Raw genomic sequence first — 23,988 nt, 5'->3', positions numbered from 1 at the left:
GTCAGTGTCCTCGGCGGATCCAGTCCTCGAGCTGCGGAGCCTCGGCTCCGATGGTGGTGTCGTCACCGTGCCCGGTGTGCACCGCCGTCTCGCCGGGCAGTGTGAGGAGCGTTGTGCTGATCGACTTGATGATCGTCGGGAAGTCGCTGAACGACCTGCCCGTGGCGCCGGGGCCGCCGCGGAAGAGTGTGTCACCGGAGAACAGAACACCCAGCGTGGGCACGTAGAGGCAGACGGCGCCGGGTGCGTGCCCCGGCGTGTGCAGCACGTGCACGGCCGTGCCGCCGACGCGCAGGATCTGCCCGTCCGCCAGTGCCCCGTCCGGCGTGGCCACCGGGTGCGTCAGCTTCCACAGCACCTCGTCGCCGGGGTGCAGCAGGACGGGCGCGCCGGTGAGGGCTGCCAGAGCGGGCGCCGCGTTCACATGGTCGTCGTGCGCGTGCGTGCACACGATCCCCACGACCCGGCGTTCGCCGACGGCCTCGGCGATGGCGGCGGCGTCGTGGGCAGGGTCGATGACCAGCACCTGGTCGCCGTCGCTCAGCAGCCAGACGTTGTTGTCGACCTCCCAGGTGCCCCCGTCCAGGCTGAACGTACCCGAGGTGACCAGGCGCTCGACGCTCATTAGAGCACCACCACAGAACGCAGCACGTCGCCGTGGTGCATCTTCGCGAAGGCCTCCTCGACGCCGTCCAGGCCGATGGTTTCCGTGACGAAGGCGTCCAGATCGAAACGGCCCTGGAGGTAGAGGGAGACCAGCAAGGGGAAGTCGCGGCTCGGCAGGCAGTCGCCGTACCAGCTGGACTTGAGGGCCCCGCCGCGGCCGAACACGTCCAGGAGAGGCAGCTCGAGGGTCATCTCCGGGGTGGGCACGCCTACGAGCACCGCGGTGCCCGCCAGGTCGCGCGCGTAGAACGCCTGCTTGAACGTCTCGGGACGGCCCACGGCGTCGATCACCACATCGGCGCCGTTGCCCTCGGTCAGCTCCCTGATCGCCGCGACCGGGTCGGCCTCCTTGGCGTTCACCGTGTGCGTGGCGCCGAAGCCGCGCGCCCACTCCAGCTTCCTGCCGTCCACGTCCACCGCGATGATCGTGGTGGCGCCGGCCAGCCGCGCTCCGGCGATCGCCGCGTTGCCGACGCCGCCGCAGCCGATGACCGCGACCGAATCGCCGCGGCTGACCGCTCCCGTGTTGACCGCCGCGCCGAGACCCGCCATCACGCCGCATCCGAGCAGGCCCGCCGCCGCGGGGGAGGCGGCCGGATCGACCTTGGTGCACTGGCCCGCGGCCACCAGCGTCTTCTCGGCGAACGCGCCGATGCCGAGCGCCGGGCTCAGCGGGGTGCCGTCGGTCAGCGTCATCTTCTGCACGGCGTTGTGCGTGGCGAAGCAGTATTGGGGCCGGCCGCGCAGGCATGACCGGCATGACCCGCACACCGCGCGCCAGTTGAGGATGACGAAGTCGCCGGGCGCGACATCGGTGACGCCCGTGCCGACGGCCTCCACCACGCCCGACGCCTCGTGGCCGAGCAGGAACGGGAAGTCGTCGCTGATCCCGCCCTCCCGGTAGTGCAGGTCGGTGTGGCAGACGCCGCAGGCGAGCACCTTCACCAGCGCTTCCCCCGGGCCGGGGTCGGGGACGAGGATCGTCTCCAGGCCGACCGGCTTGCCCTTGCCCGTCGCGACCACGCCGCGTACTTCATGAGCCATTGATTCACTCCTGGTTTCAAACCGTCGCGGTCTCCAGCTGACGGCGCCAGCGGGAGAAGAGGCGGACCTGGTTGACGCCCAGCACGGCCACCGGCCGCTCGCCCTGCCGGTATACGGCGAGGAAGCTGTGATCGGCAGGGTCGCCCTCCTCCACCACGACCGTGTCGGCGTGGTGGGCCCGCCCGACGAACTGGATCTTCACATCGAACTGGTCGGACCAGATGTAGGCGGGCCGCGGCCGCGCGGGCCGGGTGGCGCCGCCTGACAGCAGCGTCTCCGCCGCGACGGCGGCCCGCAGGCGCGCGCCGGTCCAGTGCTCGCACCGATCGTGCCTGCCGAGCGCCGGGTCGAACCAGGCCGCACAGTCGCCGACCGCGACGATGCCCGGCACCGGCGTGCCGCCGTCCTGCGCGTGAACGACCTGACCGCCCTCGTCGCAGATCACCCCGTCGTCCAGCAGCAGACCGCTGCGCTCCAGCCAGGCGACGTTGGGCACGGCGCCGATTCCGACGACGACCACGTCCGCGGGCAGGAAGGCGCCGTCGGCCAGCCGCACCCCGGTGACTCGATCCTCGCCCGTCAACGCCGCCACCCTCGCGCCACGCAGCAGCCGGACGCCGCGCTTCGCGTGGAGGGCCGCGATGGCCTCGGCCATCCGGACTCCGACCACGCCCGCCAGTGGGGTCCTGCCCGAGTCCACGAGCGTGACCTCCAGGCCCAGATCGCAGGCCGTGGCGGCGACCTCGGTGCCGATGAAACCACCGCCGATGACGACGATCCGCTTCGCGCCGGCCAGGTCGTGTCGCAGGGCGCGGGCGTCGTCCAGAGTGCGCAGGGTGTGGACCCCGGCCAGGCCCTCCGTGCCGGGGAGCCGGCGGGCCGAGGCGCCGGTCGCGATGACGACACCGTCGGCCTCGACATCACTGCCATCGCTCAGCGTGACGCGGCGGGTGGTGGCGTCCAGCCCGATGGCGGCCACGCCGAGCCGCCATTCGGCGTCGAGGTCCTCGCCGTCGGACTCCAAGGCCAGGTCGGTCTCGTCCAGCGCGCCCTTGAGAAAGTCCTTGGACAGCGGGGGACGGTCGTAGGGCCGGTGGGCCTCCTCGCCGACGAGGACCAGACGGCCGTCGTAACCCCGGGCGCGCAGCGCGCGGGCGGTCAGCAGCCCGGCGAGCGAGGCGCCGACGACGCAGACGCTTCTCACGCCTGTCCCTTCAGGGTCACGCCGGGAGGCAGGTTGGGCTCGGCGTCGGACGGCACGACGAAGATGACGTCGTCCTCGACCACCACGCGGTGCGTGCGGACCGGACGCTTGGCGGGCGGCGCGTCCACCTCGCCGGTCCTGAGGTCGAAGCGCGATGCGTGCAGGGGGCACTCGATCTCGCAGCCCTCGAGCCAGCCGTCGGCCAGCGAGGCGTCCTGGTGGGTGCAGGTGTCGTCGATGGCGTAGATCTCGCCGTCCTCGGTGTGGAACACCGCGATGGGTGGATCGGCCTCGACCCGGAGGGCCTCGCCTCGCGGCAGAGCCGCCAGAGGGCACGCTGGAATCATCGAGTGCACACCCCGTTTCACAAAGAGAAACATCAAGCGCTATACGCAACAGCGTGAGGGTATGGAATGCAGATGTCAAGCATGATTTGTCTGCTTCGTGGTGGTGACGGTAAGCACGTCACGCTTTCCCCGTCTCCGCGATGAAGCGTGCACTGGTCACCGCCGAACCCGAGGTGATTCACCGTCCGCTGCTGCGGGCCCCGGCGACGTGGACCTTTGCCTCCGCAGCTCAGGCGGTGTAGGCCGCGGTGAACCGTTCGACGGCGTCCCAGAGCTCGCCTTCGCGCCGCGGGTCGTACGACTCCTGCGATGAGCGGGCCACCCGGCCCCGGTCGACGTAGGACCCGGTCGGTGCCTTGGTCGTGCCGAGGACGACGTCGGCGAGGTGGCGTCCCGCCGCGCGGCGGCTGGTCGCGAACGGCGTGAGGGTCATCACCGGCAGGATTCGACGCATCGCGAACCGGGCGAGGGGGCCCGCGTGGCGGGCGAGGCCGGTGCCGGGCACGAACCCCGGGTTGTAGGCGACGACGTCGATCCCGGCCGGCAGGCGGCGCGCGTACTCGTGGACGAGGTAGATGGCGGCCAGCTTGCTCGTCGAGTACGCGGTCCGCCCGCCGGCCGCTGTGTCCGGCTTGGCGAAGGCTCCCGCGCGGGCGAGGACTTCCGGCGACCGCCAGACCGGCCCGGGGACCATGCCCATGTTGTGCTTGAAGTCGCCGAAATGGGTGTCGCTGGCGGTGATGACGATCCGGGCGGGAGCGGCGAAGCGGTCCTCGAGCAGGCGGACGAACAGATGGTTGGCGAGCACGTTGACCGTGAATGTGGACTCGAACCCGTCGGGCCCCTCGGTGAGCGCGTTCGTGTGCTGTATGCCCGCGTTGCCCACAAAACCGCGCAGGGGTGGCAGGTCACCGCGGTCGAGCCGGTCCCGGATCTCGACGGCGGCCGAGTGGACGCTCGCGAGGGAGCCGAGGTCCGCCTCGACATGCGAGACCGCGTGCCCACCCGCGCCGAGCTCCGCGGCCGGCCGAACACCGACGGATCCGCGGGCGACGCTGAGGAGATGCGCGTCCGGTGATTCGCGCAGAATGCACTCGGCGGCGACACGGCCGATCCCGCGGGTTGCGCCCGTCATCACGATGGTGGACTGCATGGGAGCTCCTCCGTTGGTCAAGCCGATGGGGCCCGGCTGGGCGCACCGCACCACGTTCGTCGCTCTCGCCACCGCCACCCAGGGCCGTGCCTGTACCTAGGACCGGCAGTACCCAGGCTCGTTGCGGCGTCCTGCGGTGAGAATGAGTCCATGGCCACCTCCCGCTCCGGCTTCGGCGCACTCCTGCACGCCTGGCGCGACCGTCTCTCGCCGGCCGACGCCGGCTTCCCCGACGCGCCCGGCCGTCGTGCCCCTGGACTGCGCCGCGAGGAGCTCGCGCAACTGGCCGGGCTGTCGGTCGACTACGTCCTGCGCCTGGAGCAGGGACGCGCGAAGAACCCCTCGGCCCAGGTCGTCGGCGCCCTGGCCCGAGCCCTGCAACTCTCTCGGGCAGAGCGCGACCAGCTGTACCGGAGCGCCGGGCTCCTGCCGCCACAGGATGGAACGATCAGCACACATGTGCCCCCCGGCGTCCAACGGCTCGCCGCGCGCCTCGGCGACGTCCCGATCGGGGTGTTCGCCGCCGATTGGACCATCGTGTGGTGGAACACCATGTGGAGCGTCCTGTTCGGCGATCCCTCCGCGGTCCCGGCCGCCGAGCGGAACCTCGCACGCGCGCTGTTCGGCGACGGCGCCGCTCACGCCTCGTTGCTTCCCATCCGGTCCGAGCGCGGGCAGGACGCCTTCGCCGCATCGATCGTCGCCGACCTCAAAGACGCCAGGTCCCGCTATCCCGCAGACACCCGGCTCGATCGTCTCGTGCACGACCTGCGAGAAGTATCCGACGCCTTCGCGCATCGCTGGGCCACCGAGACCGTCGCCACCCAGCACACCACAGACCGCAAGACGGTCCGGCATCCAGAGGTCGGCGACATCCTGCTCGACTGCGACGTCCTCATCGTCCCGGGGGAGGACCTGCGCATGGTCACCTACACGGCGGCGGCCGGAAGCAGCGACGCGGGCAAGCTCGACCTGCTTCGCGTCACAGGCGGCCGTACCACCCCCGCGCCCCCCTGACCGCCTCAACGGGCCGGGTCGGCATGGTAACGGGGGTCACGTCACAGGCGTTAGAGCTCGTCCGAGAGCCCGAAGGCGTTCGAACGCGGTCTGCTGTCCTGAGCTCGCATCTGACACTCGTTTTGACCCTTTGAGTACCGGTATTGACCTTATTGATCTGTTCGCTTCGGCGATCGATCATCGAGGGCAGTAGCGCTTCCTCACCTCAGGAAGGATCTCCATGATTCGTCGCGCATCGTTAGCCGTCCTGCTCGCCCTCGGCACCCTGGCCGCGATCAGCTCGCCCGCGCAAGCCCGCGCCTGCAGGATCGACTACCACTGCGAAACGTACTACTACACCGACTCCGACCGCACCACGCTGACAGGGATCAAGTACGAGAACTGCGTCGGCGACGAGTGGTGGGTGGGCGAGCGCGGGTCGTACCCGGTGTTCAACGAGACCCCCTGCTGATCAGCTGGTGACGCGGAACGTCGCGTCCTGCCGGTCGCCGGCGCTCGAACTCGAGCTCAGCGGATCGATGCGGAGCGCGAAGCCGGCGTGCCGTAGATAGCGGTCGGGGAAGTTGTACGACCGGAACGACGACCACGCCGAGTCCGCCAGCCCCGCGACCCGGTAGAACGTCGCGTCGGCGCGGAACGTGGTGGTGTTGTCGTTGACGTCGAGCCTGATCGCGTAGTCGCTGTGCCGCAGGTAGCGGTCGGGGAAGTTCACGGACTGGAACGACACCCCGGCGGAGTCGGCCAGGCCGGGCGCCATCCGCCACAGCTGGTCCTGGTACGGGTCGAAGGGATAGGCGTCCACGCGGCCGAGGTGGTCGGCGTGCCGGACGAACCGGTCGGGGAAGTTGGAGGACTTCAGCCGCACCCAGTTCGGCACGCCCCACCGGGAGACCAGGCCGTTGTACTCGGCGGCGCTGATGCCGGCGATCGAGCCGTGTTTGGCGTTGAGCGGGGGCGTGTAGGTGCGCTGGTTGAGCGCCGTCCAGGCGTTGCCGCCGACGTTGGAGGTGGACCAGGCGTAGTAGTCGTTGTTGACCGGGCTGAAGGAGTCGCCCCACAGCCACCAGCCGGTGCCCGCGTGGGGATGTGCACGGGTGTTAACGCAAACAGAGTGACCGTCAAGAGCCGGCCGAGTGCTTCGAGGCGCTCGGCTCAGGGCAGCTGCCGGCTGGTCGGCGTGCCGTCATCGACGCGGTGGAGGGCCGCGAGGAGCGGCCATGTCGAGGCGGCCATCTCGGCGGGCGTGCGCGGGCATCCGCGCCCGAGCCAGTCGGCGGCCACGCCGATGAGCGCGCCGGCGGTGAAGGCGGCCGGCACGTCCAGTGGCAGGCCGCTCGCCGAGGCGGCGGGCTCATCGGCGTGGCCGCCGTTTCCGTTGCCGCCGTCGTCGCTGGCGCGTTCGGCGGCCGTGGTCGGGCAGGCGGCGGCGTGCACGGCCTCGGTGATGCGGCGGCGTACGTGGTCGATGACGCGGGCGCTGCCCTGCGGCCCCAGCAGGCTGCGGTAGAGGCCGGCGTGCTCGGCGAGGTTGGCGAAGAAGGCCTGCAGCGACCGGGTCGGGTCCTGGTCGTGGCACGCCGGGCCGAGGGCGGGCAGGGACTCGATCAGGTCGTCGATCATGGCGGTGCAGGCGGCCTCCGCCAGCTCGTGCACGTCGCGGTAGTGGCCGTAGAAGGCGGACCGGCTCACCTCCGCGTGTTCGGCGACGTCGGCGATGGTGATCTGGGACAGATCCTGCTCCTCGACGAGCCGGATCAGGGTGCGTTGCAGGGCCGCCTGGGTGCGCCGCACGCGCCGGTCGACCTTCGGGGCGTTGCTGTCTCTGGCCGTGACCATGTCTGCCACCCTACAGGTTTCAACACATCTGTCAGCATTCTTACAGATGTACGCTAACTTGCAGATGTAGGACAACAGCCTGGAGGACTGACATCATGACGAAGACCCTCGGACTCATCGGCGCCGGCATGATCGGCGGCGCGCTGGCCCGCCTCGCGGTCGCTGCCGGCCTCGACGTCGTCCTGAGTAACTCCCGCGGCCCCGACTCCCTCGCCGGCCTCCTGACCGAGCTCGGCGGGCAAGCCCGCGCGGCCACACCTGCCGAGGCCGCGGAGTCGGGCGATCTGGTGGTGGCGACCGTTCCGCTGCACGCCTACGATCGGCTGCCGGCCGCCGCCCTGGCGGGCAAGACCGTGATCGACACGATGAACTACTACCCCGAGCGCGACGGCCGCATCGCCGAGCTGGACGCGGACGAGCTGACCTCCAGCGCCCTGGTCCAGCGGCACCTGGCCGGCTCGCGGGTGGTCAAGGCGTTCAACAACATCGACTTCCACCGCCTGCTCACCAGCGCCCGGCCCGCGGGCGCGCCCGACCGCAGCACGCTGCCCATCGCCGGTGACGACCCGGCCGCCAAAGCCGAGGCGGTCGCGCTGCTGGACGCTCTCGGCTACGACGCCGTGGACATCGGCACGCTGGCCGACAGTTGGCGCAGCGAGCTGGGAAGCTTCCCTGAAGCCTGCACGTGATCGGTCAGCGCTGGTCGACCAGAACCTCGATGGTGTAGTCCTGGGCGCGATAGCAGTGGTCCCCGTGCTCCACCGCCCGGCCCGCGGAGTCGAAGGCCGTGCGGGTCATCGTGAGGACGGGTTCGGCGGGCCGCAGCCGGAGGTGGCGACGTTCCGAGGCGGTCGGTGGGCGGGCGCCGATGGACTGGGCGGCGACGACGGGGCGCGTGCCACGGCTCCGCAGCACGGCATAGAGCCCCGACGCCTCCAGGTCCTTGAGGGTGATGCCGTGGTACGCCGGGGGGAGCCAGTTGCGCATGAGGGCCAGAGGCTGCCCGTCGGCGAAGCGGAGCCGGACGATCGAGAGCAGCTCGGCGTCGGCGGGCAGGTCGAGCGCGGCGGCCACGGAGGGCGTGTACTTCTTCACCCCCGGCAAGGTCGTCACCTCCCGCTGGCTCGACCCCAGCCACGGCGGGCTCAACCTCGGCTTCCCGCGGAACGGCTGACGGACCCTCACGGGAATAACGGAATCTTCATCGCCGGAATCAATTAGCCGAGATCGCCCGCACCACGGACGCGATCATGACGGTCTGTGTCTTCGCCTGGGAGGAACGCGCCCGCGAGTCGAGCGTCTTCATGCGCGAGGAGATCGCCAAGCGCACGGCGAACTGGTGACCGCCGCGGAGGCGTCACACCGGTGGGACGAGCATGGGCTCGATGGACTCCCACGCGGGAGGCTCGGGCCATCCGTCCTCGCCCGCGGCCTCCAGGCCGATGACCGCGCAGGCCAGCAGGTGCTCGCCGGGCGCCAGGTCGCCCATCAGCGTGGGGATCGTGGTGCGCGGGGCGAGCACGTTGGTGCCGGGCAGGGGCGTGACGAGGGCTCCCTCCCGCCGTCCTGACAGGTCCTCGATCACGCACAGGCCGTGCGGCGAGTCGAGCCTGGCCCGGGCGGGACCGGTGTCGACCCGGGTGGGCGGCAGGTCCCGGTCGACCGCGAAGGCGCCCTCGGCCGTGCGCAGGGCCCGCCCGGTCCTGATCCGGTGCACCCGCACGTGCCACGGGGGCAGCGCCACCAGCCAGGTCTCGATCTCCACGTCGTCCCAGGGCGTCCAGCGCGCGTGCAGCACGCCGTCGGAGGCGGAGGCGTCGTACGGCAGCTCGCACGGCCGCCAGTGCTCGCCGTCCTCGCTGAGCGCCAGCGTGCTGTCGAAGGCGCCCTGTTCGAGCCCCAGCGTCCCGGCGGGCACGCTGAAGCCGAAACGCGTGGAGTAGGCGAACTTGGCGTACTTGGCCGCGCCATGACGCGCCCACGGGGCGTGCTGCCCCGCGCTCAGCAGCACCACGTGCCGCCCCTCCTCGCAGCGCAGCAGCGCCACGCCCGCCTCCGGCTGGGTGCTGACCTCGGGCAGCGGGGGAGCCTCGGCCTCCTTGGCGGCCCAGAACGGGTGCTCGGCGGGCAGGGCGAGCGGCAGGAACGCCTTCATGGCCCAGTACGGCGAGCCGGGCGCGTTGTACTGCTCGGCCATGTGCGGCTGGGGGTAGCCGTAGCCGATGGTGAGCAGCCCGGAGGTGTCGCGGATGGGCCGGCGGGCCCACCAGCGCAGGTTTCGCAGCAGATGCCCCTTGGTCACCTCCCAGGGCAGCGCCTCGACCCCGGCGAAGGCCAGTGCACCCCAGAACGCCGACTGCGCGAAGCGGTAGGTGAGGCTCCTGCCGAACGGGACGGCGACCCCCTCGCTGGTGAACCAGTGCTGGAAGTCCTGGGCGAACGCCGCGGCCCGCTCGCGGAAGCGCTCGGCCCTGGCCGGGTCGTCGCCGAGCGAGGCGTGGATGAGGCCGTAGTAGTGCATGGCGAACGGGATGTAGTAGTCGCGCTGCCACTTGGGCCCGTCGGTGTACCACCCGCGCCCGAGGTCGAACTCCTCCAGCCGGTCGAGCCTGGCCGTGTTGGCGTCGTGGTCGTGGGAGACCCCGACGCGGTCGAGCCCGAGCCCCACCATGACCGGGAAGAACAGCCAGTTGTTGTTGTTCGGCTCCACGGTGACCGCGTGCCGCAGCCAGGCGGCCACCGTGTCGCGCTGCCTGCCGGTCAGCGGGTCCCAGACCTGCTCGGGGGCCAGGGCGAGCGCCAGGCCGATGGCGGCGGTCTCGACCAGCCGCTGGTTCCTGTCGAAGACGGCGCCCCAGTAGTCGGGGTGCTCGGGGTCGGTCCCGGCGGCGAGCCCGGCGCGCCAGAGCTCCCAGTGATCGAACGTCCCGCCGCCGGCCGCCAGCGGCGCCAGCCCCCAAAGCGGGCGTGCAAACGCTTCCAGCTCGGCGGCCGCCTGGTCGTAGTGCGCCGCGCTGAACCCCAGCCGCAGCCGCCCCCCGCCCGGACCGAACCTGGTGATCAGTGGCGCTACGAGGTCCAATACCTGGGCCTGCAGGTCGTCTCGGTCGCTGCCAGGCCGCCCTGCGCGGTCGTCGGTGTGCACGGGTTCTCTCCTCCACTGGGAAAGCGCTTTCAGGACAGGGTTCCCGCCGCCGCCCTCACTTGTCAACAGCCGCCCGGGGCGGTGCGGTGCTGTCGCGGACGTGCAGCTCCATCGGCAGGCTCACCGGCTCCCCGTCGTGCCCCTCGGTCATGACGGCCTCCAGCATCTCGGCCGCCTGCCTGCCGAGCTGCCCGCGGGGCACCGACACCGTGGTCAGGCTCGTGTGCGCGACGTGGTCCAGCGCGATGTCGTCGAACCCGACCACCGAAAGATGCTCGGGAACGCGCACCCCGAGCTCGCGCATCCGGGTCACCGCCCCCAGGGCCACCAGGTCGTTGTAGGTGGTGAGCGCGGTGGCGCCGGTGCCGGCCACCGCGTCGGCGGCCTCGTACCCGGAGCGGCTGGTGGACCCGCACGGCAGGATCGTGACGGAGATGCCGAACGCCTTGGCCGCCTCCAGCGCCCTGATCCGCTCGGAGTTGGCCCAGGACACCTCGGGCCCGCTCAGGTAGGCGACCCGGCGGTGGCCCAGCTGTGCCAGGTGGCCGCAGATGAGCATCATCCCGCCGAAGAAGTCGGCGGAGACGGCAGGCGCGGCGATGCCGGGGACTATCCGGTTGAGCAGGACGAGCGGGTGGTCCCGGGCGGTCAGGACCACGAGGTCGGCGCGCTCCATGCGGGAGGAGCAGAGCAGCACCCCGTCGCAGCTGCGCATCAGGTCCTCGACCAGGCCGTGCTCGATCGAGGGGTCGTCGTCCGACTCCATGACCATGACGCGGCGCCCGTGGGAGTGGGCGACGGCCGAGACTGCCTTGAGCACGTCGGGGAAGTAGGGGTTGGCCAGATTGGGGACCAGCACGCCGATGGTGCCCCACTCCCCGCGGGCGAGCCCCTGCGCCGCGGCGTTGGGCCGGTAGCCCAGCTGCCTGACCGCGTCGTGGACGCGCGCCGCCAGCGAGGGGTCGACCTTGGCCGTGCCGTTGAGCACGCGGGAGACCGTCGAGGCCGACACCCCTGCCGCCGCCCCGACGTCGCTGATCGTCACCCGTGGCGCGCGGCCCTGCCGCACATTACGCACCTGCTCCTCCTACCCCCGTGGAGCGCCCGTCAGCCGAGCAGCCCGCGCAGATGATCAAGATCCTTCCGTACGGCCGCCGCCGGGTCGGCCGCCGGGTAGTGGACGTGCAGCGACAGCGCTCCGGTGTAGCCGCGTTCGCCCAGCCCAGAGATGATCTCCGGCCAGCGGACCACGCCTCCGTCCGCGAACGGTTGCCACTCGCACACCCAGCCGTCCGCGGTGGATCGCCAGACGGCGTTCTTCACACCCATGCAGGCCATCCGATCGCCCAGCAGGTCCACGTTGAGAGCCCATGCCTCGCTGCCCTCCTTGGCCTGGTTGCCGGGGTCGGCGTAGAAGCGCACGTCGTCCAGGTCGCCCGCGAGTGCGAGGGCGAGCGAGGCGGACGGATGGATCGTACCGTGATGCAGCTGGAGGGCCAGCTGTACGCCGTGGCGGGCGGCGAGGCCGGCCAGGCGGGACAGCGCGGCTCTGGACTCCGCCAACCGGCGCCGGTATCCGACGGCGGGGTCGTAGCGGTAGAAGCCCGCCCGCACGAGGGGGACGCCGCGCTCGCCGCAGGCGGCGATGATCCGTTCGGCGTCCGCGCCGGCGTCGAGCAGGTCGGTGGTGACGATGTCGAGAGTGAGCCCGCGGTGCTCGAGCTCGGCGGCGACGACGGCGATGCCACCGGGGTCGGCGGGGCTGACCGTCTGCCCGTCGCGCACGAGCAGATCGGCCCCCTCGGCGCCTACCGAGGCCAGGGTCTCGGCCAGCCGGGGGGCGTCGAGAAGGCCGAAGGGCTTGGTGAAGGCGAGCAGGCGCACATGTACTCCAGAAGTCAGAAAGCGCTTGTAGCGATCGGTTCAAGGTGCCAATTGACAGGCATCATGGACGAGCATCCATCTGAAACCGCTTTCTCACAACCCTTGAATCGGCTTATGAGCCGGGGTTACTCTCGACCCACCCCCGGGCAAGCGCTTACCAGCTGCCCGAGCACCTCCGGCCCCTTTGGGAGGGCTCCATGAAATTTCATCGGCGTGGCACCACCGCGATGATCACCGCAGCCATGGCAACAGTGCTCCTGGCGGCGTGCGGCACATCGGGCAACGGCGGCGGCAGCGGCGGTGGCTCGCAGACCACGCTGCGGATCTGGGACTTCTCCGCCGAACAGGTGAACTTCCACAAGGACATCGGCGCCCAGTTCACCAAGGAACATCCCAACATCAAGATCGAGTGGCGCTCGATCACACAGGCCGACTACATGAAGACCCTGCCTCTGGCCTTCCAGAGCAACCAGGCGCCGGACATGTTCTACTGGAACGCCGCGGGGCTGTCCGAGCTGCTGGACCAGAAGTGGATCCGCCCGCTCAGCCCGGACGGGACCGTCCCCGCCGACTTCACCAAGCGCTGGCCGGACGGGTCCTTCCTGGAAGGCATCAACATGCAGGACGGGAAGACGTACGGTTTCCCGTTCTCGGAGAACCTGTACTGGGGCTCCGGCTACATGTTCCTCAACAAGCAGGTCTTCCAGCAGGCCGGGCTGGACGTCAACAACCCGCCCAAGACCTGGACCGACCTCAAGGACGCCTGCGCGCAGATCAAGGCCAAGACCAAGGCGGAGTGCATCGCCGCGCCCACCAAGGGCGAGGACATGCAGCGGCTCTGGTACGGGCTGATCAGCAGCGTCTCGACCTCGTCGACCGACTTCTTCGACTTCAAGACGGGCAAGTTCGACCTGACCGAGCCCGGGCAGCTGAAGACCTTCGCCTTCATCCAGGAGCTCAAGAAAGCTGGATACCTGGCGCCGGGCACCAACGACAAGAACTTTTCCCGCCAGCAGTTCGCCGCCGGGCAGGCCGGGATCTACTTCGACGGCACCTGGATGCTGAGCGTGTGGGACAGCCAGGGCTTCAGCAGCGACAACTACGTGGTGGCGCCGCGCGTCGACCCGGACGAGGGGCAGACCGGCGCGGCCGGCCGCACGTACGACGGCAACAAGTACTGGGTCAGCTCGCAGACCAAGCATCCCGACGCCATCTGGACGTTCATCCAGTGGATGACCGACCCCGACGGCTACTTCGTCCAGCAGTACTACAAGAACGCCTTCGGCACGCTGGCCTACGTCGACAACCAGAAGATGGTCACCCACCCGGTGCTCAAGCAGATCATGGAGATCGGCGCGAAGCCGGGTTACCGGGTCCAGTTGCCCGAGCCGCTGCTCAAGTGCCCCGACATCGCCAAGTCCAAGGCGTACGTCAACGCGCTGACGAAGCGCCCGGACGGAGAGTGGGAGGCCATGGGCCAGGCCCTGGTCAGCGGCCAGTCTCTGGCGTCCGTGGGCGCCGCCATCGTCAAGCAGCGGCAGACCGACCTGGAGGAAGGGCTCAAACAGGAGGCGGCGAGCGGCCTGAAGGTGTCGATGGACTGCTACACCTTCCCCGACTGGGACACCACCAAGGACTACACCAAGGACATGTACAAGGGCTGACCCGACCGGGGCCGCCGGTCGCGCGCCGGCGGCCTCCCCTTCCCCTTCGTGAGGACATCTATGGCAACCACCGCCCCCGCCCCCGCCACAGGCAGGGAGAGGGTGACGGACAGGGACCGGTCGCCCGCCGAACGGGTGCCCGAACGCGTCGATCACTCCCGCGAGCGCGTCCGCGGCCTTGACAGGGTCTGGCTGCTCGTCTTCCTGGCCCCCTTCCTCCTGCTCTACCTCGGCTTCACGATCTGGCCGCTGATCGCGACGATCTACTACTCCTTCTTCGACTGGTCGGGCATCGGCCCGATCGAGAACTTCGTCGGGGCCGACAACTACGGCACGATCCTGGCCGACCCGCTGTTCTGGGTCTCGGTGGTCAACACGCTGGTCTTCGCCCTGCTGTCGACCGTCATCAAGCTCCCGATCTCGCTGCTGGCGGCGATCGTGCTGACCCGCAAGTGGCTGCGCGGCAAGCGGTTCTTCCGGACCATGTTCTTCGCGCCGCTGATCATCCCCGTCGCCATGGCAGGGCTGATCTTCACCTACCTGCTCAACCCGTCCAACGGCGCGCTGAATGCGATCCTGCGCGACCTCGGCCTGGTCGACCAGGGGTTCGACGTGTTCGCCAACCGGTGGAGCGCGCTCCTCGTCATCGTGTTCGTGTCCATCTGGCAGATCTTCGGCCAGTACATGATCTACTGGATCGCGGCGCTGCAGAACGTGCCGGAGGAGCTCTACGAGGCGGCCGCCATCGACGGGGCGGGGGAGTGGAAGAAGCTCACCCGCATCACGCTGCCGATGATCAAACCGGTGGCCGTGATCATCACCCTGCTCGGCCTCGTGAACGCCATGCACATCTTCGGGCTGGTCGTCACGCTCACCGCGGGCGGGCCCGGCACCAGCACCTACGTGGTGTCCTACTTCATCTACCAGAACGCCTTCGGCGCGGTGCCGTTCGCCTACGGCTACGCCTCGGCGGCAGCGCTGCTGTTCTCCGTCATCGCCTTCGTCCTGGTCTCCGCCCAGGGCCTCGCGGTCCGCCGGGCCCAGCGGCGCAGGAAGGAATACGGGGTCTGATGGCGACGACCACTCAGGCAGTCAAGCGCAGCCACGCCGTGCGGGCCAACCTCATCGCCCTGCCGATCCTGCTGGTCATCGGGCTCGTGTGGGTCTATCCCTTCCTGTGGACGATCTCGGCCGCGTTCAAGACCCAGGCGGGGATGTTCACCAGCGGCGCGAGCCTCATGCCCGACCAGTGGAACTTCGACAACTTCGCACGGGCCTGGGTCAACGCCGGATTCTCCGGATACTTCTTCAACACGGTGCTTTACTCGGCCGCCTCGACCCTCGTCGAGCTGGTCAAGGCGGCCCTGTGCGGCTATGTGCTGGCCAGGTACGAGTTCCCCGGCCGCACCCTGCTCTACCGGATGATCGTGGGGACCCTGTTCATCCCGGTCGCCTCGATCATCGTCCCGCAGTTCGTGCTGATCGAGAACCTGGGCCTGCTGAACACGCGGGCAGGGGTCATCCTGGCCATGTCCGGCGGCGCCGGCGCGCTCTACGTCCTGCTGTTCGTCGGGTTCTTCTCCAGCGTCCCCGCCGACCTGTTCGAGGCGGCCAAGCTCGACGGGGCCGGCTTCCTCAAGACGTTCCGCCTCATCCTCCCGCTGGCCAAGCCGGTCATCGCGGTGGTGGTCATCTTCCAGTTCATCAGCAGCTGGAACGAGTTCAACATCCCGCTGGTGTTCACGCTCGGCCAGCCCGACCTGCAGAACCTCGCCGTCGGGATGCTGTCATTCCAGGGCGAGCACGCCACCGACTGGACCGGGTTCGCCGCCGGGATGACGATCTCGTTCCTGCCGATGCTGATGATCTTCCTGTTCTTCCAGAACTACTTCACGCGCGGCCTGGCCGGCGCCACAAAGGGGTGACACTCCGCTTGAAGATCACCGATGGTGATCCCTCGACGGTGAGGCACGGCGCGTTCGCCTACACCTGGGACATCGTGGGCGACCCCGCGGGGGCCGAGCGCATCGCCGATCTCGGCGTGGGCACGGTGACCCTGCAGGCCGCCTACCACTCGGTCCGTGCCACCACCCCGTGGCATCCACACCACCGCATCGTGCAGGCCGACCACGCGGCGGCCTACTTCCGGCTGCGCCCCGACCGCTGGCGCGGGCGGCTTCGGCCGTACCCGCCGAGCTGGGGGGTGCCCGACGAGGACAGGTTCGGCACGGCGCTGGCCGCGCTGGCGAGGGCCGGGCTGCGGGCCGAGGCATGGATGGTGCTCACGCACTCCTCGGTGCTGGGCCGCGAAGCGCCCGACCTGACGGTCAGGAACGCCTACGGCGAGTCCTACCCCTACGCGCTCTGCCCCGCCCAGCCCGCTGTCCACGACTACGCGCTCACCCTCGTGCGCGAGGTCTGCGAGCAGTACGACGTGCCCGCGCTGATGCTGGAGGCGTGCGGCTGGCTGGGCGTGGAGCACGCCGGCCACCACGAGAAGACCTCCGGCGCCCATCTGTCCGCCTGCGGCAGGGCGCTGCTGTCCCTCTGCCTCTGCCCGGCCTGCCGTGCCGGGCTGGCCGGGCGCGGCCTGGACGTCGAGGAGCTGGCGCGCGACGTGCGCGCCGCCGTGGACGGAGAGCTCCAGCAGGGCGTCCCGGCGGGGACGAGCCTGGGCGACGTGCTCGGCCCCGACCGCGCCCAGGCCCTGTACGATCACCGCGGCCAGGTCATCGCCGACCTGGTCCGCGCCATGGCGGCACCGGCCGGCGGCCGCGAGCTGCTGCTCATGGCCACCGACGACCCGCAGGTCACCGGCCCCGACGTGGGGATCGACCTGGCCCGTTTCGACGCGCCGGTCGACGCGTACGTGCTCAAGTGCTGGGGCCGGGAGGATGCGGCCCTGGCCCAGGTGAAGGCCGCGGCGAGCCGTACCGAGGTGCCCCTCGTCGCCAATCTCACCGTGCTGGAGGACGGCCACGCCCGGATCCCGGCGCTGGCCGCCGACCTCGTCGCCGCGGGCGCGCGGCAGCTACGTTACTACCACGCCGGGCTCGGCTCTCCCGCCCGCCTGGCCAGCGTGCGAGCGGCGGCTCGCTTGAAGGAGAGGCAATGCTGAACGGCCTGTACGTGATGGACCCGAACCGCTTCGACGACGTCTACGGCCCCGAGGCCCGGGAGGCGATCGAGCGGCACCTGGCCATCGCGTCGCCCCCGCTCACCGCCGACCGGCTCACCCCTGACGTGCTCGCCGGCCTCGAGGTGCTGGTGACCGGGTGGGGAGCGCCCAGGCTGGATGCCGACTTCCTCGCCGCCGCGCCCAAACTCTCGCTGGTGCTGTACGGCGCGGGCTCCATCCGCCCGATGGTCACCCCGGAGATGTGGGCCAGGGGAGTGCGGGTCACCTCGGCGGCCACCGCCAACGCCACCCCGGTCGCCGAGTTCGCGCTCTCGCAGATCCTGTACGCGCTCAAGCACGGCTGGCGCTACGTGCTGGCCGCGCGCGCCGCCGCCGCCACCGCCCCGCGCGGGCCGGAGCTCGGGGCCTACGGCGCGACGGTCGGGCTGGTCTCGCTCGGCGCCACGGGCCGGGCCACGGCACGGCTGCTCGCCCACCACGAGCTCGACGTGCAGGCCCACGACCCGTACGCGGACCCGGCGCAGGCGGAGCAGCTCGGGGTGCGCCTCGTCGGCCTGGAAGAGCTGTTCGCCACCTCCGACGTGGTCAGCCTGCACGCGCCGCTCACTCCTGAGACCCGCGGCATGGTCGGGACCGGGCTGCTGGAGTCGATGAAGCCCGACGCCACCTTGATCAACACGGCGCGCGGCAGCCTCGTCGACGAGGCCGCGCTCGTGGACGTGCTGGGCCGGCGCACCGACCTGTTCGCCGTCCTCGACGTCACCGACCCCGAACCGCCCGTGGCGGGGTCGCCGCTGTTCACGATGCCCAACATCGTCGTCACCCCGCACGTGGCGGGCAGCCTGGGCCACGAGCGGCGCCGCCACGGGCAGGCGATGGCCGAGGAGCTCGCCCGCTACGTCGCGGGAGAGCCGCTGCTGTACGAGATCACCGAGTCCGGCCTGGCGCTGCGGGCATGAGCAGAACCACCCTGGTGCTGCTGCCGCCGCACGATCCGGCCACCGCGGACTGGCGGGCCCGGCTGGAGGAGGCGGTGCCGGAGCTCGTCGTGCTCCAGCCGCAGACCGAGGCGGAGGCGGCGCACGCGCTGGCGGAGGCCGACGCCGCCTACGGCACGCTGCCTGCGGACCTGCTGGCGCACGCCGGGCGGCTGCGCTGGCTGCAGGCCCCGCAGGCCGGGCCGCCTCCGGGTTTCTACCATCCGGCCCTGGTCGCGCACCCCGTGCAGGTCACCAACATGCGTGACACCTACACCGACCACGTGGCCGCGCACGCGCTGGCACTTGTGCTCGCGCTGGCCAGGGGCCTGCCCAGGTACGCCCGCGAACAGGCCCGCGCGCGCTGGGCGCCCGACTGGGACCCTGGCGCCGTGCTCTCCCTGGGCGAGGCCACCGCCCTGGTGGTGGGGGTGGGCGCGGTCGGGGCCGAGGTCGGCAGGCTGCTGGCGGCGTTCGGCACCAGAATCGTGGGCGTGGACGCCCGGCGCGGCGGCCCCGTGCCGGGCTTCGCCGAGGTGCTGCCGGCCGGCGCCCTCGACCGGCTGCTTCCCGATGCGGACCTGGTCATCCTGACCGTCCCGCACACCCCCGCCACCGAGGGCCTGCTGGACGCGCGGAGGCTGGCGCTGGCCAAGCCCGGGGCGTACGTCGTCAACATCGGCCGCGGCCCCACCGTCCGGCTCGACGACCTGGCCGCCGCCCTGTCCGAAGGGCGCCTGGCCGGCGCGGCCCTGGACGTCTTCGAGACCGAACCGCTGCCCGCCGATCACCCGCTCTGGCGGCGTCCCGACGTGCTCATCACCCCCCACGTGGCGGGCGTGGGGCCGCATGCCGAGGAGCGGCGCTTCGCCGTACTGCTGGAGAACGCGCGGCGCTTCGTGGCCGGGCGGGAACTGATCAATCTGGTCGACAAATCCGAATGGTACTGAAACCCGTGAACCGGATAGCACGCGTCGAGACCTTCACCGTTGCCCTGCCGTCGCTGCGCGACTTCGCCGTCGCGGGCGGGTCCGTCGTCCAAGGCGGCCGTCCGGCCGTCAGAGTCCTGGTGAAGGTCACGGCCGACGACGGCGCCACCGGGTGGGGCGAGTCCACCCCGATCCCGTCATGGACGTACGAGACCACTGAGTCCATCGTCTCCACCATCGAGAACTACCTGGTCCCGGCGGCCGTCGGCCGCCCGCTGTGGGACCTCGACGGGCTCTGCCGCGCCTTCGACCGCACCATCAGCAAGGGCTTCTCGATCGGCATGCCGCTGGCACGCGCGGCGGTCGACGTGGCCTGCCACGACGCCTACGCCCGCAGCCTCGGCCTGCCCCTCGGCGAGCTGTGGGGCCGGCGCAGGCGCGACACCATCGAGCTGGCCTGGATCGTGGCCGGCAAGTCGGCGGCCGAGGCCGCCGACTCGGTGGCCGAGGGCCGCGCGCACGGCTACCGCCACGTCAAGGTCAAGGTTGGCCTGCACACCGAGGACGAGGACGTGGCCATCGTGGCGGCCGTGCGCGCCGCCGCCCCCGACGCGGTGCTCTGGGTGGACGCCAACCAGGGCTACACGGCCGCCGCCGCGCTCCGGGTGGCCAGGCGCCTGGCCGATCTGAACGTCGCCGTCTTCGAGCAGCCGCTGCCGTCCAACGACATCGCCGGCCTGCGCCGCCTGCGGGACGCCAGCCCCATCCCGGTGGCCGTGGACGAGAGCCTGCGCCATCCGAGCGACCTGGCGACGTTCGTCCGGCTCGACGCCATCGACGTCGCCGTCGCCAAGGTGCAGCGCTGCGGCGGGCTGACCCTGGCTCTGCGCCAGTGCCAGCTCGCCGAGGACAGCGGCCTGGAGATCATGGGCTCCGGCCTCACCGAGTCCGACATCGGGCTGGCCGCCTCGCTCCACCTGTTCGCCGCGTTCGGCGTGGACACGCCGGTCGACCTCAACGGCCGGCAGTTCATCACCAGCCCCTACGCCACGGATCCGGTCATCACCGTCGCTGACGGCGTCGCCCACGTGCCCACCGGCCCCGGTCTGGGGATCGGCGTGGACGAGCAGGCGGTCCGTGCGCTCGCCAGCTGAACGACCGCGGGGTCAGCGGGTGGTCATGAGGGTCAGGCTCTCGTCCTGCACGGAGGTCGCGACGCCCCGGGTGACGCGGTATTCGGCGAGGTCGGGACCCTCGCCGTCGACGATCTCCTGAGCCGCGAGGCGGCCGAGTTCGGGGGCGAGGTTGACGCCGCTGTGGGTGACCAGGTGATAGAGGCCGGGAGCGCCGGGGTGCGTGCCCGCCAGCGGCAGGCCGTCCGCCGGCACGGGCCGGACGCCGAGTCGGACGCCGGCCAGCCGGGCGGTGCGCAGCGCGGGAAGGACGCGCTGGCCGCCGGCGTGCAACCGTTCTGCCAGGGCGTCGTCGCTCTGGGCGGGCAGCAGCGCGTCGACGGGCCAGGAGATGGAGCAGATCCGGTCCCCGGGGGCGGGGCGCAGGTCCACCTCGGGCGTGGCCAGGATGGCGTCGAGCCGAAGCTCGGGTACGGGGGTGCTCTCGCCCACCAGCCCGGGGATCCGGTTCATGGGAAGGGCGGTGCCGGCGAGCGCCGCGACGCGGTCGGCGTCCGGGCCGGTGCAGTTGACCACCCAGTCGGCTTCCCAGCGCCGCGTGCCGGTCTCGACGCCGGTGACGGTGTCGCCGCGGCGGATCAGCGCGTGCGCCCGCAGGCCGTACCTGATGTCGGCGCCGAGCGTGGCGGCGCGGTCGAGCAGGCGCTGAACGAAGAGCGGGGCGTCGTACCACGCGCTCTGGTCGTGGACCACGAGCTCGCTCGCCGTGCAGGCCGCGGGGTCGACGGCGGGGGCGAGTTCGCGCAGCTCGGACGGGTCGGCGATGCGGCAGGGATGCCCCCAGGACCTGAGGCGGACGGCCCGCTCCCTGAGCCCCCGCTGGCTCTCCTCGCTGTCACCCCACTGGATGGCGGGCATGGGGTGCCGCCAAGACGTGCCCCCCAGCTCCTCGGCCAGCGTGGCGTGCAGGGCGGCGCCGGCGCGGTTCAGCTCGTAGTAGGTGCGCGGGGTCTTCAGATGGGTGACGTCCATGGAGAACGTCGCGCTGGAGGTTCCCGCGGCGGGGCCGCCGGCTTCGATGACGACGACCTGAGCCCCTGCGACGGCCAGGTGGTAGGCGACGGAGGCGCCGAGCACTCCGGCGCCGAGAACGATGACGCGGGACACGTGGATATCTTTCGTTCGGGGGTCAGAGAACCTTGCTGAGGAATGCCCGGGTGCGCTCGTGCCGGGGTTCGCCGAGCACGGCGGCGGGGGGCCCGGATTCCACGACGACCCCGTCGTCCATGAAGACGACGGTGTCGCACACCTCGCGGGCGAATCCCATCTCGTGGGTGACGATGATCATCGTCATGCCGTCCGCGCGCACCAGATCGCGCATGACGTCCAGGACCTCGCCCACGAGCTCGGGGTCGAGGGCCGAGGTCGGCTCGTCGAACAGCATGAGACCGGGCCGCATCGCCAGGGCGCGGGCGATGGCGACGCGCTGCTGCTGGCCGCCGGAGAGCTGGTCGGGGCGGCTGTGCGCCTTGTCGGCCAACCCCACCCTGGCCAGCAGGGCGTGGGCGCGCTCGCGTGCCTCGGCCTTCGGCTCCTTCTTGACCATGATCGGCGCCATCATGACGTTCTCGAGCGCCGTCATGTGCGGGAAGAGGTTGAAGCGCTGGAAGACCATCCCGATGTCCACCCGCTGGGCGGCGATCGCCTTGTCCGGCAGTTCGTAGACCTTCCCGTCACGCTCCTCGTAGCCGATCAGGCGGTCGCGGAAGTAGAGGCGACCGGCGTCGATGCGTTCGAGGTGGTTGATGCAGCGCAGGAAGGTGGACTTGCCGGACCCCGACGGGCCGATCAGAGCCAGCACCTCTCCCTCCGTGACCTCCAGGTCGATGCCTTTGAGGACGTCGAGCGTGCCGTAACGCTTGTGCACGCCTTCCGCGCGGATGAGGGTCTTCATGTGCTGAACCTGCGTTCGATGTAGTGCTGCCCGGCGTTCAGGACCGTCGTGGCCACGAGGTACCAGAAGCACGCCACTGTGAGCAGGGGGACCTGCTGGAAGTTCCTGGAATAGATGCCCTGGATCGAGGTCAGGAGCTCTGGCACGGCGATGGCGAAGACGAGGGAGGTGGTCTTGAGCATGGAGACCGCCTGGTTGCCCGTCGGCGGGATGATCACCCGCATGGCCTGGGGAAGGATGATCTTCCGCAGGGTCTGGAAGCGGGTCAGGCCCAGGGCGTGGGCCGCCTCCGTCTGGCCGTGGTCGACGGAGGTGATGCCGGCCCGCACGATCTCGGCCATGTAGGCCGCCTCGTGCAGGCCGAGGCCCAGCACCGCCGCGGTGAGCTGGGTGATGATCAGGTTGGTGTCGAACTCGAAGAACGTCGGCCCCCAGGGCACACCGAGCCCGATCTTCGGCACCACCGCGGACAGGAAGTACCAGAACAACAGCTGCACCAGCAGCGGCACGCCGCGGAAGATCCAGATGTAGAACGCGCTCAGCGCCGACAACAGGGGGTTGGGCGACATCCGCAGAACGGCGAGCACGACACCGCCCGCGACGCCGACGACCATGGCGAGCAGCGTGAGCAGCAGCGTGGTGCCGAGCCCGCTCAGGACCGCGGGGGAGAAGAGGTACTCGCCGACCACCTTCCACTCCATGCGCGGGTTGGCCACCCAGCCCTGCAGCAGGAAGATCACCAGGAAGCCGAGGAGGGCCGAGCTCACCCAACGCCCCGGATGGCGGAGCGGGACGGCCTGGATCCGCTCCCGAGGAGCCGGGGGTGCGCTCTGCCCGGTCGTGGTCACGACTCGCCGCCGTTGATCACGGCTTTGTCGAGGGCGCCCGACGACATCTTCCACTTGGTGAGGATCTTGGCGTAGGAGCCGTTGTCCATCAGCTTCTGCAGCGCCTGTTGCACGGCCTTGGCCAGGTTCTGGTCCTCCTTGTTGACGAGGATCCCGTACGGGAGGAAGCGGTAGGGCTCGCCCACCTGCTTCATCCGGCCACCGGACTGCTCGGCCTGGTAGGTGATGGTGGGCGTGCCACCGATGAAGGCGTTGGCCCGGCCGGTGGAGACGGCCTGCAGACAGCCGACCGTGTCGGGGAACACCAGCACCTGGACCGCGGGTTTGCCCGCATCCGTGCACTTCTTCTTCTGCTGCTCGGCGTCGTCGGCCTGGGCGGTGCCCTGCTCGACGGCCGCCGTCTTCCCGCAGAGGTCGTCGAGCGACTTGATCGCCTGAGCGTCCTTCTCCTGGACCAGGAGCGAGCTGCTGGTCTTGAAGTAGTCGACGAAGGTGACCTTCTCGCGGCGTTCCGGCTTGTCGAGCATCGCCTGGATGGCCAGGTCGTAGCGGCGTGCCTGCACGCCGGCGATGAGGCTGTCGAAGCTCGCCTGGCTGAACGTCACTTCGACGCCGAGCACCTGGCCGACGGCCTTCATCAGCTCGGGTTCCAGACCGATGACCGTCTTGTTGTCGGTGTCGAGGAATACCAGTGGTGGGTAGTTGTGACCCGCCGCGACGTTGAGCGTGCCACTCTTTTTGATCTTGTCGGGCAGAAGGTCGTGGAGTTCCTGACTCTTCTGCTGCGCTGGGGCGGCCGCCTGGGAAGCGTCGCCTCCAGAACAAGCTGTCAGGGACAGGAGTCCCGCCAGGCCGAATGCGGCGGCTGCTTGGGTGAACCGCATCGCGCAGGACACCCCCTCTCGGGCTTAGTGCTACGTTCCGTAAACACAAATATTGGGGGTCCGTTTAGATACGACAAGGTGATCGAGCATGCGCATTGGTGCACATGCTGTTCAGTCCTGCTTATCCTCTTTCTCGATCTGACCAGCCAGCCGGGGATCGCATC

General features: G+C 70.5%; 25 protein-coding genes. 10 read left to right on the top strand and 15 right to left on the bottom strand.

All coding sequences use genetic code 11. The annotated features are described in order from the left end of the window. Position 1 precedes the first annotated feature (1 nt). The 5 genes from ACIBVN_RS14685 to ACIBVN_RS14665 form a co-directional block, all read right to left on the bottom strand. A complete protein-coding gene (locus tag ACIBVN_RS14685; protein WP_397136376.1) occupies positions 2-625 on the bottom strand; it encodes an MBL fold metallo-hydrolase in 624 nt (207 codons plus the stop codon). Beyond that, entirely contained in the window at positions 625-1,710 is a 1,086-nt protein-coding gene (locus tag ACIBVN_RS14680) for an S-(hydroxymethyl)mycothiol dehydrogenase (protein WP_397136374.1), read from the bottom strand. Before ACIBVN_RS14680 ends, ACIBVN_RS14685 begins: the two co-directional genes overlap by 1 nt. Before the next feature lie 16 nt (positions 1,711-1,726). Beyond that, positions 1,727-2,914, bottom strand: coding sequence for an NAD(P)/FAD-dependent oxidoreductase (locus ACIBVN_RS14675; RefSeq protein WP_397136372.1), 1,188 nt, complete (start codon positions 2,912-2,914; stop codon positions 1,727-1,729). Further along, a complete protein-coding gene (locus ACIBVN_RS14670) occupies positions 2,911-3,261 on the bottom strand; it encodes a bifunctional 3-phenylpropionate/cinnamic acid dioxygenase ferredoxin subunit (RefSeq protein ID WP_397136370.1) in 351 nt (116 codons plus the stop codon). Before ACIBVN_RS14670 ends, ACIBVN_RS14675 begins: the two co-directional genes overlap by 4 nt. Positions 3,262-3,490: 229 nt before the next feature. Beyond that, complete coding sequence (locus ACIBVN_RS14665; protein WP_397136368.1) at positions 3,491-4,414, bottom strand: SDR family NAD(P)-dependent oxidoreductase; 924 nt, start codon at positions 4,412-4,414, stop codon at positions 3,491-3,493. 150 nt (positions 4,415-4,564) lie between these two features. Between ACIBVN_RS14665 and ACIBVN_RS14660 the strand changes: the two genes are divergently transcribed. Both ACIBVN_RS14660 and ACIBVN_RS14655 read left to right on the top strand, forming a co-directional pair. Next, positions 4,565-5,431 (top strand): helix-turn-helix transcriptional regulator, encoded by an 867-nt coding sequence (locus ACIBVN_RS14660; RefSeq protein ID WP_397136366.1) that lies wholly within the window; start codon positions 4,565-4,567, stop codon positions 5,429-5,431. 220 nt (positions 5,432-5,651) lie between these two features. After that, entirely contained in the window at positions 5,652-5,882 is a 231-nt protein-coding gene (locus tag ACIBVN_RS14655) for a hypothetical protein (protein WP_397136364.1), read from the top strand. Here ACIBVN_RS14655 and ACIBVN_RS14650 read toward each other — a convergent pair whose 3' ends face one another. Continuing rightward, a complete protein-coding gene (locus ACIBVN_RS14650; RefSeq protein ID WP_397136362.1) occupies positions 5,883-6,308 on the bottom strand; it encodes an AbfB domain-containing protein in 426 nt (141 codons plus the stop codon). It lies immediately after the preceding gene. 275 nt (positions 6,309-6,583) lie between these two features. Further along, positions 6,584-7,267, bottom strand: a complete 684-nt coding sequence (locus ACIBVN_RS14645; protein WP_397136360.1) for a TetR/AcrR family transcriptional regulator — start codon at positions 7,265-7,267, stop codon at positions 6,584-6,586. Positions 7,268-7,362: 95 nt separating this feature from the next. On the opposite strand from ACIBVN_RS14645, the gene ACIBVN_RS14640 reads away from it, so the two are divergent. Beyond that, positions 7,363-7,956, top strand: a complete 594-nt coding sequence (locus ACIBVN_RS14640; protein ID WP_397136358.1) for an NADPH-dependent F420 reductase — start codon at positions 7,363-7,365, stop codon at positions 7,954-7,956. Positions 7,957-7,960: 4 nt separating this feature from the next. On the opposite strand, the gene ACIBVN_RS14635 is transcribed toward ACIBVN_RS14640, so the two are convergent. The 4 genes from ACIBVN_RS14635 to ACIBVN_RS14620 all read right to left on the bottom strand — a co-directional run bounded on the left by ACIBVN_RS14635 (position 7,961) and on the right by ACIBVN_RS14620 (position 12,296). Next, a complete protein-coding gene (locus ACIBVN_RS14635) occupies positions 7,961-8,362 on the bottom strand; it encodes a GntR family transcriptional regulator (RefSeq protein WP_397136356.1) in 402 nt (133 codons plus the stop codon). A gap of 262 nt (positions 8,363-8,624) precedes the next feature. Further along, a complete protein-coding gene (locus ACIBVN_RS14630; protein ID WP_397136354.1) occupies positions 8,625-10,412 on the bottom strand; it encodes a DUF2264 domain-containing protein in 1,788 nt (595 codons plus the stop codon). Between the two features lie 55 nt (positions 10,413-10,467). Further along, positions 10,468-11,490, bottom strand: coding sequence for a LacI family DNA-binding transcriptional regulator (locus ACIBVN_RS14625; protein ID WP_397136352.1), 1,023 nt, complete (start codon positions 11,488-11,490; stop codon positions 10,468-10,470). A 29-nt stretch (positions 11,491-11,519) separates the two neighbouring features. Continuing rightward, the gene (locus ACIBVN_RS14620; protein ID WP_397136350.1) at positions 11,520-12,296 is read right to left on the bottom strand and encodes a sugar phosphate isomerase/epimerase family protein; all 777 of its coding nucleotides are present in this window, start codon (positions 12,294-12,296) and stop codon (positions 11,520-11,522) included. Positions 12,297-12,493: 197 nt separating this feature from the next. Here ACIBVN_RS14620 and ACIBVN_RS14615 point away from each other — a divergent pair, with 197 nt between their 5' ends. Genes ACIBVN_RS14615 through ACIBVN_RS14585 form a run of 7 tightly spaced genes read left to right on the top strand, consistent with a single transcriptional unit; the run spans position 12,494 to position 20,159 of the window. Then, a complete protein-coding gene (locus ACIBVN_RS14615) occupies positions 12,494-13,960 on the top strand; it encodes an ABC transporter substrate-binding protein (RefSeq protein WP_397136348.1) in 1,467 nt (488 codons plus the stop codon). A gap of 60 nt (positions 13,961-14,020) precedes the next feature. Further along, positions 14,021-15,031 carry a carbohydrate ABC transporter permease gene (locus ACIBVN_RS14610; RefSeq protein WP_397136346.1) on the top strand — a complete coding sequence of 337 codons (1,011 nt, stop codon included), beginning with the start codon at positions 14,021-14,023 and terminating at the stop codon, positions 15,029-15,031. Beyond that, a complete protein-coding gene (locus ACIBVN_RS14605) occupies positions 15,031-15,885 on the top strand; it encodes a carbohydrate ABC transporter permease (RefSeq protein WP_397136344.1) in 855 nt (284 codons plus the stop codon). The genes ACIBVN_RS14610 and ACIBVN_RS14605 overlap by 1 nt, the downstream gene beginning before the upstream one ends. Before the next feature lie 8 nt (positions 15,886-15,893). Further along, on the top strand, positions 15,894-17,078 hold the full coding sequence (locus ACIBVN_RS14600) for a hypothetical protein (RefSeq protein ID WP_397136342.1): 1,185 nt from the start codon (positions 15,894-15,896) through the stop codon (positions 17,076-17,078). Then, positions 17,072-18,058 (top strand): hydroxyacid dehydrogenase, encoded by a 987-nt coding sequence (locus tag ACIBVN_RS14595; protein ID WP_397136340.1) that lies wholly within the window; start codon positions 17,072-17,074, stop codon positions 18,056-18,058. The genes ACIBVN_RS14600 and ACIBVN_RS14595 overlap by 7 nt, the downstream gene beginning before the upstream one ends. Then, positions 18,055-19,026: a D-2-hydroxyacid dehydrogenase gene (locus tag ACIBVN_RS14590; protein ID WP_397136338.1), complete on the top strand. Its 972-nt coding sequence runs from the start codon at positions 18,055-18,057 to the stop codon at positions 19,024-19,026. Before ACIBVN_RS14595 ends, ACIBVN_RS14590 begins: the two co-directional genes overlap by 4 nt. A 5-nt stretch (positions 19,027-19,031) precedes the next feature. Then, positions 19,032-20,159 (top strand): mandelate racemase/muconate lactonizing enzyme family protein, encoded by a 1,128-nt coding sequence (locus ACIBVN_RS14585; RefSeq protein ID WP_397136336.1) that lies wholly within the window; start codon positions 19,032-19,034, stop codon positions 20,157-20,159. Positions 20,160-20,171: 12 nt separating this feature from the next. Here the strand turns inward: ACIBVN_RS14585 and ACIBVN_RS14580 are convergent, their stop codons facing one another. The 4 genes from ACIBVN_RS14580 to ACIBVN_RS14565 are packed head-to-tail and all read right to left on the bottom strand — an operon-like array spanning position 20,172 to position 23,824. Next, a complete protein-coding gene (locus ACIBVN_RS14580; RefSeq protein ID WP_397136334.1) occupies positions 20,172-21,305 on the bottom strand; it encodes an NAD(P)/FAD-dependent oxidoreductase in 1,134 nt (377 codons plus the stop codon). A 22-nt stretch (positions 21,306-21,327) separates the two neighbouring features. Further along, positions 21,328-22,092, bottom strand: a complete 765-nt coding sequence (locus ACIBVN_RS14575; RefSeq protein ID WP_397136332.1) for an amino acid ABC transporter ATP-binding protein — start codon at positions 22,090-22,092, stop codon at positions 21,328-21,330. Continuing rightward, on the bottom strand, positions 22,089-22,940 hold the full coding sequence (locus ACIBVN_RS14570) for an amino acid ABC transporter permease (protein ID WP_397136330.1): 852 nt from the start codon (positions 22,938-22,940) through the stop codon (positions 22,089-22,091). Before ACIBVN_RS14570 ends, ACIBVN_RS14575 begins: the two co-directional genes overlap by 4 nt. Next, positions 22,937-23,824 (bottom strand): ABC transporter substrate-binding protein, encoded by an 888-nt coding sequence (locus ACIBVN_RS14565; protein WP_397136328.1) that lies wholly within the window; start codon positions 23,822-23,824, stop codon positions 22,937-22,939. The genes ACIBVN_RS14570 and ACIBVN_RS14565 overlap by 4 nt, the downstream gene beginning before the upstream one ends. Positions 23,825-23,988 lie beyond the last annotated feature (164 nt).

It is taken from the genome of Nonomuraea sp. NPDC049400, assembly GCF_044466425.1.
Taxonomy (GTDB): Bacteria; Actinomycetota; Actinomycetes; order Streptosporangiales; family Streptosporangiaceae; genus Nonomuraea.
The sequence above is the reverse complement of the archived record's forward strand: the minus strand, read 5'-3'. Positions and strand labels throughout refer to the sequence as shown.

What these genes read in the sequence shown, in the direction of transcription:
- ACIBVN_RS14685 (WP_397136376.1), bottom strand. Translation starts at nt 625, where the DNA reads ATGAGCGTCGAGCGCCTGGTCACCTCGGGTACGTTCAGCCTGGACGGG.
- ACIBVN_RS14680 (WP_397136374.1), bottom strand. Translation starts at nt 1,710, where the DNA reads ATGGCTCATGAAGTACGCGGCGTGGTCGCGACGGGCAAGGGCAAGCCG.
- ACIBVN_RS14670 (WP_397136370.1), bottom strand. Translation starts at nt 3,261, where the DNA reads ATGATTCCAGCGTGCCCTCTGGCGGCTCTGCCGCGAGGCGAGGCCCTC.
- ACIBVN_RS14665 (WP_397136368.1), bottom strand. Translation starts at nt 4,414, where the DNA reads ATGCAGTCCACCATCGTGATGACGGGCGCAACCCGCGGGATCGGCCGT.
- ACIBVN_RS14660 (WP_397136366.1), top strand. Translation starts at nt 4,565, where the DNA reads ATGGCCACCTCCCGCTCCGGCTTCGGCGCACTCCTGCACGCCTGGCGC.
- ACIBVN_RS14655 (WP_397136364.1), top strand. Translation starts at nt 5,652, where the DNA reads ATGATTCGTCGCGCATCGTTAGCCGTCCTGCTCGCCCTCGGCACCCTG.
- ACIBVN_RS14645 (WP_397136360.1), bottom strand. Translation starts at nt 7,267, where the DNA reads ATGGTCACGGCCAGAGACAGCAACGCCCCGAAGGTCGACCGGCGCGTG.
- ACIBVN_RS14640 (WP_397136358.1), top strand. Translation starts at nt 7,363, where the DNA reads ATGACGAAGACCCTCGGACTCATCGGCGCCGGCATGATCGGCGGCGCG.
- ACIBVN_RS14615 (WP_397136348.1), top strand. Translation starts at nt 12,494, where the DNA reads ATGAAATTTCATCGGCGTGGCACCACCGCGATGATCACCGCAGCCATG.
- ACIBVN_RS14610 (WP_397136346.1), top strand. Translation starts at nt 14,021, where the DNA reads ATGGCAACCACCGCCCCCGCCCCCGCCACAGGCAGGGAGAGGGTGACG.
- ACIBVN_RS14605 (WP_397136344.1), top strand. Translation starts at nt 15,031, where the DNA reads ATGGCGACGACCACTCAGGCAGTCAAGCGCAGCCACGCCGTGCGGGCC.
- ACIBVN_RS14595 (WP_397136340.1), top strand. Translation starts at nt 17,072, where the DNA reads ATGCTGAACGGCCTGTACGTGATGGACCCGAACCGCTTCGACGACGTC.
- ACIBVN_RS14590 (WP_397136338.1), top strand. Translation starts at nt 18,055, where the DNA reads ATGAGCAGAACCACCCTGGTGCTGCTGCCGCCGCACGATCCGGCCACC.
- ACIBVN_RS14575 (WP_397136332.1), bottom strand. Translation starts at nt 22,092, where the DNA reads ATGAAGACCCTCATCCGCGCGGAAGGCGTGCACAAGCGTTACGGCACG.
- ACIBVN_RS14565 (WP_397136328.1), bottom strand. Translation starts at nt 23,824, where the DNA reads ATGCGGTTCACCCAAGCAGCCGCCGCATTCGGCCTGGCGGGACTCCTG.